Here is a 10,879-nt window from a genome sequence, read left to right as displayed (position 1 = left end):
GCCGGACGGCAGCGCGTAGCGGCGAGCGACGTAGAAGGTCCGGTAATCGGCCATCGCCTTGGCGATGTCGCCCCAGGGATTGCCGATCGCCGGATTGCCGGCGCTTTTCGCCTTGAGCTCAGCTTCGGCGGCGGCGAGACGGCCGGTGAAGGCGGGATCGCCCAGCGCACCAACGCGGCCGATATAGACTTTCAGGCTGTTCTCGATGCTTTCCAGCGCCTGATGGCCTTCGCGCATCTTGGCCGGATCGCTCTCCATCAGGGCGATCAGCCGGCCGCGGCGTTCGGACAAGGTCGTGACGGTGATCGGCAGCACCAGCTCGCGCTGGAAGGCAAGCTGGTCCGCCGTGAACAGGCGCTGGGTCGAGCCGGGATTGCCGACCACGAAGGTCGCCTCGCCGTCGACCGGGGCGCGGGCGCTCCATTCGAGGTGCTGCGGGGTCGCCACCGGCTTGCCGTCCTCATAGGCGCGCAGGAAGCTGGCATCGAGCGAGTAGCGCGGGAAATTGAAATTGTCGGGATCGCCGCCGAACTGCGCGGCCTGCGATTCCGGCACCCACGCCAGCCGGACGTCCGAATATTTGTGATAGCTGTAGAGCTTGTACTGGCCGCCGCCGTAGAGCGAGACGACCTGGCAGCGGGTCTTGCCGGTGTCGGGGCAACCCTGCCCTTCGATCTGGGCGATAATCGCGCTGCGCGCCTTGACCGCGGCGCCGCCGGTGGCGGCGCCGATCGCGCCCTTAACTTCGGACGTAACGTCGCGGATCGAGGTCACCACCTCAGCCTGCTGGCCGGCGCACTTCTTCTCTTCCTCGCGGCTGCGGGCGGTAAAGCCGTGCATCAGCAGATTATTGTCGGCGGTCGAATGCTCCTCCGCGCAGCTGGCGACGCAATGGTGGTTGGTGAGGATCAGGCCGGAACCCGACACAAAGCTGGCCGAGCAGCCGCCGGTCAGGCGCACCGCCGCATTCTGGACGCGGTCGAGCCAAGCCTGGTCCGGCGCCCAGCCATAGTCGGCCTTCATCCGGGCGGCCGGGAATGAATCAAAGGTCCACATGCCTTCGTCGGCGTGGGCCGCGGCCAGCGGCAGGGCAACGGTGGCGAGAAAGGCGGCGGCGCGGAAAGCGTGGGACATCGACGGAAACTCCTCCTGACCGGCGCGCTTCAGCCACGAAAAAGGGCCCGGCGCAAGCCGGGCCCGGGATAAGCCAAACGGGACCGCTACTTAGCTGGCCGTCTTCTTTTTCTCGATGATCTGCTTGATGATCATCGGCCGGCCGGCGCGGCGCTCCTCGGGAGTGACCTTGCCGTCATGATTGGCATCCATCTGGTCGAAGTGCTTGAGGGCCATCGCCTCGGCTTCGGCCAGGGTGATTTTCCCGTCATGGTCATTGTCGGCCATGACGATCATCCGGCTGCCCATCATCCCGCCATGGTGCATCATCATGGCGTGCTTGGCGGGCCACTTGCCATCCTTGGCGGCCTCGTCGCGGCGCTCGCGGATCTCGATCCGCTGTTCGATCCGCTCCTCGTGCGCCTTGGAGAATTCCTCGAAGCTGATCGAGCCGTCCTTGTTGGTGTCGATGCGCTGGAACGCCTCCTTGGGATCGCGCCGCTCCATCCGCATGATGTGGGGCTCACCGCCTTCGTCGCCATCGCCGTGCTCGATGTGCATGATCGTAGGCTCACCCTTTGCGTCGCCGTCGCTGCGCTTGATCCGTACTTCGCGATATTCGCCGGCCATCTTGTCATGGCCCTTCATCACCTCGTCGGTGGTGATCGCGCCATTCTTGTCGGCGTCGAGGCGGCCGAAATGCTCGCGAACCATCGCCACCACCTCGTCGCGGGTCATGACATGATCGTCCATCATCGGATGAGCCATCGGCGCCGGCGGAGGCGCGGGCGGCGCGGGCGGTGCAGTCGGCGTTTGTGCCAGGGCGGCGGTACCGGCCATCAACGCGGCCGCAGCGATCAGAAACTTCTTCATCGGTAAGCCCCTCCTCTACGGAAGGTGAATGGCTATGCCTCGCTAGCTGTATGGCGCTTGAACGGCGGGGGTGTTGGTGGCAAGGCGCGCGCCACTCGTTCGGACAGCTCAAAACGAAGGAAATCACCCTCATGGCCGACCAGATCAAGCGCGTCGTGCTGGCCTTTTCGGGCGGCCTCGACACCAGCGTGATCCTGAAATGGCTGCAGCAGACCTACGCTTGCGAGGTGGTGACCTTTACCGCCGACCTCGGCCAGGGCGAGGAGCTCGGCCCGGCCCGGCACAAGGCCGAGCTGATGGGGGTCAAGCCCGAGCATATCTTCATCGACGACCTGCGCGAGGAATTCGTTGGCGATTACGTCTTCCCGATGATGCGGGCGAATGCGCTGTACGAGGGACTATACCTGCTCGGTACGTCGATCGCGCGGCCGCTGATTGCCAAGCGGCAGGTGGAAATTGCGAGAGCAGTCGGCGCCGATGCGGTCAGCCATGGCGCCACCGGCAAGGGCAATGACCAGGTCCGCTTCGAGCTCGGCTATTATGCGCTGGCGCCGGACATCAAGGTGATCGCCCCGTGGCGCGAATGGGATTTGACCAGCCGCACCGCGCTGATCGACTTCGCCGAGAAGAACCAGATCCCGGTGCCCAAGGACAAGCGCGGCGAGAGCCCCTTCTCGACCGACGCCAATTTGCTGCACACCTCGTCCGAAGGGAAGGTACTGGAAGACCCGTGGCAGGCAGTGCCCGACTATGTCTATTCGCGCACCGACGATCTGGTTACGGCGCCCGATACGCCGGAAGAAATCACCATCGAATTCAAGGGCGGCGACGGGGTCGCGGTCAATGGCGAGGCGCTGTCGCCCGCCGCGCTGCTGACCAAATTGAACGAACTCGGCAAACGCCACGGCATCGGCCGCCTCGACCTGGTCGAGAACCGCTTCGTCGGGATGAAGAGCCGCGGCATGTACGAGACGCCGGGCGGCACCATCTATCACGCCGCTCACCGGGCGATCGAACAGCTGACGCTCGACCGCGGCGCCGCACACCTCAAGGACGAGCTGATGCCGCGCTATGCCGAGCTGATCTACAACGGCTTCTGGTTCTCGCCGGAGCGCGAGATGCTGCAAGTGGCGATCGACCATAGCCAGGCCAGGGTCGACGGCACGGTGCGGATGAAGCTGTACAAGGGCGGCGTCCATGTCACCGGCCGCAAGTCGCCCAACAGCCTGTACAGCGAAAAAGTGGTGACCTTCGAGGACGACGCCGGCGCCTATGACCAGCGCGACGCCGCCGGCTTCATCAAGCTGAACGCGCTGCGCCTCAGGCTGCTCGGCAGGCGCGAAAGCGCTTGATCATCACGCCGCATCTCGTCGCCGAACAGGCTGCGCCTGCGGCGCTGCCCAGGGGAACTCCGCGGCCCTGGTGGGAAGGGCGGCCGTTCGTCGCGGCGATGATCCTGCTGGCGTTCATTCCGCTCGCCTATCCGGCGATCCCGCCGCTGGTCGACATCGGCGGGCACATGGGCCGCTTCAAGGTCGCCGTCGACCTCGCCAACAGTGCGATCCTCCAGCAATGGTTCTCGTTCCGCTGGCTGCCGATCGGTAACCTTGGCGTCGATGTGCTGGTGGTGCCGCTGGCCAAGCTGATCGGGGTCGAGCCGGCGACCAAGCTGGTGGTCATGTCGATCCCGCCGCTGACCGTGGCCGGCATGTTGTGGGTCGCGCGCGAAGTGCACAACCGGTTGCCGCCGACGGTGGCGTTCGCGCTGCCGCTGGCGTTCGGCCATCCGTTCATGTTCGGCTTCGTCAACTTCTCGCTGTCGATGGCGCTGGCGCTGCTCGCCTTCGGCCTGTGGCTGCGGCTCGGCCGGCTCGGTAAGTCGAAGCTGAGGGCGCTTTTGTTCGTGCCAATCAGCTTTATCGTCTTCTTCGCCCACACCTATGGCTGGGGAACGCTCGGCCTGTTGTGTTTCTCGGCCGAGGCGGTGCGGCAACATGACCGCGGCCGCAGCTGGTGGATGTCGATCATCCGCGCCGCCTACCACGCCCTGGCGATGGCCTTGCCGCTGCTGCTGATCCTGCTGTGGCGGAGCGAGGCCACCGGCGGCCTCACCCACCGCTGGTTCGATTGGGAATATAAGTGGGAATATCTGCTGCGCATGTTCCGCGACCGGTGGGAGGCTTATGACATTGCCTGCGCGGCGATCGTGCTGGCGGTTCCCGTCTTCGCCCTGATCCATCCGCGCCTGACGCTGTCGCGCAACCTTGCTTTCTCCGGCCTGGTCCTGGCGGCGACCTATGTGCTGTTGCCGCGCATCGTGTTCGGATCGGCCTATGCCGACATGCGGCTGGTGCCGTTCGCGGCGGCGATCTTCGTGCTGGCGGTGCGCTTCAAGCAGGAAACCCGCTATCCGCTGTCAACCTGGCTGGCGGTTGCTGCGACCGGCTTCATGCTGGTCCGGCTGGCGGGAACGACGGCGAGCATGGCGATCGCCTGGAACCGGCAGAAGGTGCAGCTCGAGGCGCTCGACCATGTCGAGCCTGGCTCGCGGGTCGCGGTGATGGTGTGGGACCGGTGCGAGCGCTGGACGCTGCGGCGATCAGATCACCTTGGTGCATTGGCAACGGTCCGCCAGGAAGCCTATACCAACGATCATTGGCCGATGGCCGGATCGTCCTTGCTGACAGTCCGCTATCCGGCCGGTGGCTGGTTCCAGCGCGACCCGTCGCAGATCGTGCGCGATCCGGGTTGCCGGCATGAAGGCTGGTCGGTCCGCGCCGCGCTCTACAACCTGCCGCACGACGCATTCGATTATCTTTGGCTGATCGACATGCGGCCAATCCCGGCGGATTGGGTCGACGGCTGGCAGCCGGTCTGGGCCGGCAAGGGCTCAATCCTGCTCAAACATGTCCCGCTTAGCGAGGCCGGCGAAGAACAGCGACTAAGGACACTCCGAACGGTAAGGGGACCCGGCCGATAAGGCCGCGCTCCAGCCCGAAGATGGTGTCGAGCGTCTTGTTGACCGGAGCCGAGGGCATGGCATCGTCACTGTCGTCCTTGCCGGTCAGCTTGCCGACCAGCCGGACCGCCGCGATCGGCGGGAACAGCAGGCTGTTGAACGGGGACATCAGCTCGATCTCGTAGCCTGCGTCGAGCGCCAACTGGCGGATCTCGGCCTTGCGATAGCGGCGGTGATGATGATGCGCGACGTCGTGTGCGCTCCACATCCACGGGTTGATCGGCACGGTCAGCAGCAGCGCGCCGCCGGGCTTTAAGCGGTCGAAGATCGCCGCCAGCGAACCCTGGTCGTCGGTGACATGCTCGAGCACGTCGAGCAGCGCGACCATGTCATAAGCGCCGGCCGGGAACATCGAGAGATCGGGCAATGCCGCCTCGATCACGGTCCGGCCGAGCCGTTCGCTGGCTATGCCGCGCGCCACCGGATCGAGCTCGCTCGCCTCGACCTCGCCAAACCGCGACAGCATCTCGAGGTTGTGACCGGTGCCGGCGCCAAGCTCGAGGATGCGCGCTCCTTTGGGCGGCTTGACGATCCGCTCGATCACTCCGTCGAGGATCCGGCGGCGGGCGGTGAACCACCAGTGGCAGCTGTCGAGCTTGGCCATCTGGTCGTAGACCTTGCGCTCCATCAGCCTTCGCCGATCGTTTCGCGGACGACGTAGAGCGGGCGGGCCTTGGTCTCGGTCAGGATCCGCCCGACATATTCGCCGAGCACGCCGAGCGACAGCAATTGCAGCCCGCCGAGGAACAGGATGGCGACCATCAGCGAGGCGTAGCCGGGAACGACGATGCCGGTGGTCAGCGTGCGGATGATGATGAACAGAGCATAGCCGAGCGCGCCCAAGGCGACGAAGCCGCCGAGATAGCTCCAGATGCGCAGAGGGACGGTCGAGGCGGAGGTGATCCCGTCGATCGCCAGCGTCCACAGCTTCCAATAGTTGAACTTGGTGTTGCCGACCTTGCGCTCCTCGCGGTGATAGCTGACCGCAGCCTGCTTGAATCCGGCCCAGGCGAACAGGCCTTTCATGAAGCGGTTGCGCTCCGGCATCTGGCGGATGACGTCGACCACCTTGCGGTCGAGCAGCCGGAAATCGCCGGCATGTTCGGGGATCTTGTCGTTCGAAAGCCAGTTGTGCGCGCGGTAATAGAAGTCGGCGGTAATCCGCTTCGGCAGGCTGTCGGTCTCGCGGTTGTCGCGGACCCCGTAAACGACCTCGAATCCATTGCGCCACTGGGCGACCATCCTGGGCAGCGCTTCGGGCGGGTCCTGCAGGTCGACGTCGAGCGGGACTACCGCCAGCCCGCGCGAGGCATCGAGACCGGCAGTAAGCGCGGCTTCCTTGCCGAAATTGCGCGACAGCGAGATGCCGCGGATCCGCGGATCGGCGGCGTTGGCCTTGCGGATGACCTCGAGCGTGGTGTCGCTGCTGCCGTCGTCGACGAACAATATTTCGAACGATTTCGCCGCCGGGTCGGACATTGCCTCGATCACCGGAACCAGCCGGGCGAGGCACGGGCCGATGGCCACTTCCTCGTCCTTGACCGGGATGATGACGCTGAGTTCGACGGTGTTCATGCGTAGACGAACCGCCGATGCAGGGTGAAGGTCAAGAGGGGCGTGACAAACACCATCGGGATCGTCGGCCACCAGGTCGGCCCGTGGAGCTGCTTGACCAGCCCCCAAATGAAGGCCTGGTTGACGAGGAAGCCGAGCACATTGATCGCGAAGAAGCGGCCCATGCGGATATGATGCCGGTCGCGCTCGCCGTGCCCGCGGAAGCTATATTCGCCGTGGGTGACATAGCTGATCCCCGAAAAGACCAGGAATACAATGCCGTAGCTGACCATCGGATCGATGTGCAGGAAGTCGGTAATCGCCCAATAGCTGCCGGCGGCAGCGAGCGTGATGGCGAGGCCGGCAAGGCCGTAGCGGATCAGCTGCAGCAGCACGGTGCGGCGCTCATGGCCGAGATTGTGGAGGGCCGACTGGATCATCGGCTTGCTCTCTAGTGGCTTACCGCTAGGACACAATGTCAGAATTGGCGGGGGATCGGATGGACGAGGTTCGGCTGACACAGCGGCTTTCCCAGCTTAGGGGCTGGTTCTTTCGGCGCTGGAAGACGGTGCTGGTCCTGCTCTGGCTGGCTTACGCCGCCGCCACCATCGCCGGCCGCTGGCGGCTGATCCAGGCCTTTGCGCTCCCTGATACCGACGACAATCTGCGCATGGCCCAGGTTCGCGCCTGGATGGATGGGCAGGGCTGGTTCGATCTTATCCAGCACCGGTTCGACCCGGCGCACGGCGGCGGCAACATCCACTGGTCGCGGCTGGTCGACCTGCCGATCGCGGGGATCATTGCGCTAATGCGGCCCTTGGTTGGCGGGGCCGATGCGGAACGGATCGCGGTCGCAGTCGCGCCCCAGTTACCCCTGCTGCTGCTGATGTTCGCCCTTGCGCTGATCATGAAGCGGCTGGTGAGTCAGAAGGCCTGGATATTCCCAGTGGCCGGCCTGCTTTTTTGCGCCGGATCCACCATGGGGATGTTTGCCCCATTGAGGATCGACCATCATGGCTGGCAGTTGGCGTTGCTGGGCGTTGCGATGGCGGGGATGGCCGATCCGAAGCGGGCGCGAGGCGGCGCGGTAGTCGGCGTCGCCACCGGCCTGTCGCTGGCGATCGGGCTGGAGATGATGATCTACCTGGCGCTGCTCGGCGGTTCGGCGGTGCTGATGTGGGTGGTTGATCGCGACCAGCGCAGGCGGCTCGCGACCTATGCCGCCTCGCTGGTGGCCAGCACCGCCTTCGGCTTCCTCGTCTTCGCCTCCTACGCCAACCGTTCGGCAGTGTGCGATGCGCTGTCGCCGGTATGGCTGAGCGATGCCGCAATCGGCGGCGCGGTCATGCTGGGCCTCGCCATGCTGAAGCTCGACAGCTGGAAAGCGCGGCTGGCCGCTGCGGTGGCGGCGGGCGCGGTCGTTGCAGGTTTCCATGCGCTGATGTGGCCCCATTGCCTGCAGCGGCTGGAGGGCATCTCCCCGGAAGCGACGCGGCTGTGGCTCGATCATGTCCGCGAGGCCAATCCCTTCTACCGTCACGAATGGCGCGTGGCGGTGAACGTCATGGCGCTGCCTGTTACCGCCCTAGCTGGATGGGGTCTGCTGATCTGGCGTGCGTGGAAAGGTCGCGGCGGCAACCAAGACCTCCTGCTTCGCACAATCGCTGTCGCACTTCCGTCGATCGCAGCCTTTGTCTTGCTGTTCTGGCAAGTGCGCGCTGCGCCGGCTGCGCAAATGATGGCGCTTCCAGCGGCCACGGCACTCGTCGTCCTGTTTGTTGGCCAATGGCTCAGCACGTCGAGCGTCAAGCTTCACGTGGCGGCAATCCTGCTTGCCGCAATCGGCTTCGGGGCACTGGTTCCAGTCGTGACGGTATTCATTCCCAGCAAGGCGAAGACCGGCGTTGCCCTCAAAGTTGCGCAGGCCAACAACAAGTGCCCGAGTTTCGCGGCGCTTCGGCCAGTCGCCCACCAGCCCAAGGGCATGATCTTCACCTTCATCGATTTGGGACCGCGGCTGATTGTCGCCACCCATCATGACGCGGTCGGCGGACCCTATCACCGCAATGACGTGATGATCGCCGACGTGATGAACGCGTTCCGGGGGGGCGAGCCCCAGGCGCACCGCATCATCGACGAATATCGCAGCGATTATGTGCTGATCTGTCCTTATATGTCGACCGCGACCATCTTCATGTCCGAGGCACCGGGCGGATTTTACACCCGGCTGGCCAAGGGCAAGGTGCCGGCCTGGCTGCAGCCGGTCGACCTTGGCAAGGATTCGCCGTTCAAGATGTGGAAGGTCGTGGGGTAGTTTTTATTGTCGCGCTTCCGGACGGAAAACCGGTGCCCATTTTTCCTGGAAGCGCTTAGCCCGCCAGACCGGGAAGGCTCCGCTCCAGCCCGTCGAGCACGAACTGAACGGCGAGCGCGGCCAGGATCACCCCGAGGATGCGTGTGATCATCCCTTCCAGCTTGGCGCCGATCAGTTTCATCAGCGGGCCGGCGGCGAGCAACGCAACCAGCGTCAGCAGGATCACCGCGGTCATCGCTGCGAGGACAGTAGCGCCTTCGATGAGGCCGTTGGCGCGAGCGCACAGCAGCATCACGGTGGTGATCGACCCTGGACCGGCGATCATCGGGATGGCCATCGGGAAGACCGAAATGTCCTCGGCCTCGGGCGTGCCTTCGATTTCCTTGGCCCGTTCCTCGCGCCGTTCGGTGCGCTTTTCGAACACCATTTCCATCGCGGTGTAGAACAGCAGGATTCCGCCGGCGAGGCGGAAGGCCGACAGGCTGATGCCCATGGTGCTGAGCAGGGGCTCGCCGAGCAGGGCGAAGAAGACCAGGATGCACCAGGCGACGAAGGCCGAGCGGATCGCCATCTTGCGGCGATGGACCTGGTCCGTCCCGCTGGTCAGCGAGGCGAAAATCGGCGCGCAGCCCGGCGGGTCGATGATCACGACGAAGGTGATGAAGGCGGTAGTGAACAGCTCGATCATGGGGCCGCGACTTTATCCTCGATCACGACCTCATGGCGACTTCCGTTCCAAATGCTTACGGTGAATGTGCGGCTGCCATCGGGCAATACCTCCCATTCCCATCTTAGGCTCTCGTCATTGCTCGACCCACGTACATATTTCGCGCCACTTGGAATTTCATCCAGTCCAGTCGGCGGTGGAGCGACCTTCGGACATGCGGCAATCTCGGCCTTGATGTCCCCACCCTCGGCGCGGGGGGTGTCGAGGCCGTCGCCGCCGTCGTAGATCCATTTCCAGCTGCCGTCGGGCTGGCGCTGCCACACAGTGGTGAAATAGCCGACCGCCTTGCCGTACTGGCGCACCCACGGCCCGGTGTTGACCGCATAGCTGCCGTCGCAACTGACGAAGCTCTTGCCCGGCCACCAATAGACCGCGACCGGCGGGTCGGCGCGGCCCTTCAGGAACTCCTGCGCATTGACCTGCTGCGGCACGAATATCACCGCATCGTCGGCGGCATATTTGCGGAAGGCGGTCCATTGGCCGAGCTTCTGCGCATCGGCGATGAAGGCGCGTTCCGTATCGAGTGCCGACATCGGCTCGGCGGCAGCGAGGAGCAGGGCAAGGATCATAGTTCCTCCGGCAAGGAATAGCCGTCGCGCCGGGCGGCGGACACCAAAGTGTTGCGGATCAGGCAGGCGATGGTCATCGGCCCGACGCCGCCCGGAACCGGGGTGATTGCGCCGGCGACCTGGCTGGCCGACGCGAAGTCGACGTCGCCGGTCAAATGGCTGTTGCCGCCCTCTCCGGCAACGCGGTTGATGCCGACGTCAATCACACAAACGCCTGGCTTCAGCCAGTCGCCCCGGATCATGCCGGGCCGGCCGACCGCGGCGATGACGATATCCGCGCGGCGAACCACATCGGGCAGGTCACGTGTGCGGCTATGGGCGATGGTCACCGTGCAATGCTCGGCCAGCAGCAGCGTCGCCATCGGCTTGCCGACGATGTTCGAGCGGCCGATGACGACCGCGTCCTTGCCCTTGAGGTCGCCAAGCTCGGCTTTCAGCAGCTTGAGGCAGCCGAGCGGCGTGCAGGGGACAAAGCCGGAAAGGCCAATCGCCAGCCGGCCGGCGTTGACCGGGTGGAAGCCGTCGACGTCCTTGTCGGGATCGATGGCAAGGATGATCTGGTTGGGGTCGATGTGCGCCGGGAGCGGCAGCTGGACGAGGATTCCGTCGACCGCCGGATCGGTGTTCAATTCCTCGATCAGGTCGATCAGCTTGCCCTCGCTGATTTCGGCCGGAAGCTTGTGCTCGAAGCTCAGCATCCCGGCCTCGGT

11 protein-coding genes are annotated in these 10,879 nt (G+C 64.9%); 3 read left to right on the top strand and 8 right to left on the bottom strand.

The annotated features are described in order from the left end of the window. Together Q0C64_RS11725 and Q0C64_RS11720 are read right to left on the bottom strand one after the other, a co-directional pair. On the bottom strand, positions 1-1,134 hold a 1,134-nt coding region (locus Q0C64_RS11725), incomplete at its 3' end, for a S46 family peptidase (RefSeq protein WP_294123988.1). A gap of 90 nt (positions 1,135-1,224) precedes the next feature. Next, on the bottom strand, positions 1,225-1,986 hold the full coding sequence (locus Q0C64_RS11720; protein WP_294123986.1) for an EF-hand domain-containing protein: 762 nt from the start codon (positions 1,984-1,986) through the stop codon (positions 1,225-1,227). A gap of 131 nt (positions 1,987-2,117) precedes the next feature. Between Q0C64_RS11720 and Q0C64_RS11715 the strand changes: the two genes are divergently transcribed. Together Q0C64_RS11715 and Q0C64_RS11710 are read left to right on the top strand one after the other, a co-directional pair. Beyond that, positions 2,118-3,338 (top strand): argininosuccinate synthase, encoded by a 1,221-nt coding sequence (locus Q0C64_RS11715; protein ID WP_294123984.1) that lies wholly within the window; start codon positions 2,118-2,120, stop codon positions 3,336-3,338. Then, complete coding sequence (locus Q0C64_RS11710) at positions 3,335-4,966, top strand: hypothetical protein (RefSeq protein WP_294123982.1); 1,632 nt, start codon at positions 3,335-3,337, stop codon at positions 4,964-4,966. Before Q0C64_RS11715 ends, Q0C64_RS11710 begins: the two co-directional genes overlap by 4 nt. Here Q0C64_RS11710 and Q0C64_RS11705 read toward each other — a convergent pair. From Q0C64_RS11705 to Q0C64_RS11695, 3 genes are read right to left on the bottom strand one after another with little or no spacing between them, the layout of a single operon-like run. After that, positions 4,902-5,633, bottom strand: coding sequence for a class I SAM-dependent methyltransferase (locus Q0C64_RS11705; RefSeq protein ID WP_294123981.1), 732 nt, complete (start codon positions 5,631-5,633; stop codon positions 4,902-4,904). The two genes, Q0C64_RS11710 and Q0C64_RS11705, sit on opposite strands and share 65 nt — an antisense overlap. Next, positions 5,633-6,580, bottom strand: coding sequence for a glycosyltransferase family 2 protein (locus tag Q0C64_RS11700; protein ID WP_294123979.1), 948 nt, complete (start codon positions 6,578-6,580; stop codon positions 5,633-5,635). Before Q0C64_RS11700 ends, Q0C64_RS11705 begins: the two co-directional genes overlap by 1 nt. Then, positions 6,577-6,999, bottom strand: a complete 423-nt coding sequence (locus Q0C64_RS11695) for a GtrA family protein (RefSeq protein WP_294123977.1) — start codon at positions 6,997-6,999, stop codon at positions 6,577-6,579. The genes Q0C64_RS11700 and Q0C64_RS11695 overlap by 4 nt, the downstream gene beginning before the upstream one ends. A gap of 35 nt (positions 7,000-7,034) precedes the next feature. On the opposite strand from Q0C64_RS11695, the gene Q0C64_RS11690 reads away from it, so the two are divergent. Continuing rightward, positions 7,035-8,873 carry an AcrB/AcrD/AcrF family protein gene (locus Q0C64_RS11690; protein ID WP_294123975.1) on the top strand — a complete coding sequence of 613 codons (1,839 nt, stop codon included), beginning with the start codon at positions 7,035-7,037 and terminating at the stop codon, positions 8,871-8,873. Positions 8,874-8,928: 55 nt separating this feature from the next. On the opposite strand, the gene Q0C64_RS11685 is transcribed toward Q0C64_RS11690, so the two are convergent. The 3 genes from Q0C64_RS11685 to Q0C64_RS11675 all read right to left on the bottom strand — a co-directional run. Beyond that, positions 8,929-9,561 (bottom strand): MarC family protein, encoded by a 633-nt coding sequence (locus tag Q0C64_RS11685; protein WP_294123973.1) that lies wholly within the window; start codon positions 9,559-9,561, stop codon positions 8,929-8,931. After that, positions 9,558-10,169 carry a hypothetical protein gene (locus Q0C64_RS11680; protein ID WP_294123971.1) on the bottom strand — a complete coding sequence of 204 codons (612 nt, stop codon included), beginning with the start codon at positions 10,167-10,169 and terminating at the stop codon, positions 9,558-9,560. The genes Q0C64_RS11685 and Q0C64_RS11680 overlap by 4 nt, the downstream gene beginning before the upstream one ends. Continuing rightward, positions 10,166-10,879, bottom strand: a 714-nt coding sequence (locus Q0C64_RS11675) for a tetrahydrofolate dehydrogenase/cyclohydrolase catalytic domain-containing protein (RefSeq protein ID WP_294123969.1), incomplete at its 5' end; no start/stop codon positions are given. The genes Q0C64_RS11675 and Q0C64_RS11680, both read right to left, overlap by 4 nt.

Source organism: Sphingomonas sp., assembly GCF_023266535.1.
Classification (GTDB): Bacteria; Pseudomonadota; Alphaproteobacteria; order Sphingomonadales; family Sphingomonadaceae; genus Sphingomicrobium.
This window is presented reverse-complemented; position numbering and strand designations above follow the sequence as displayed.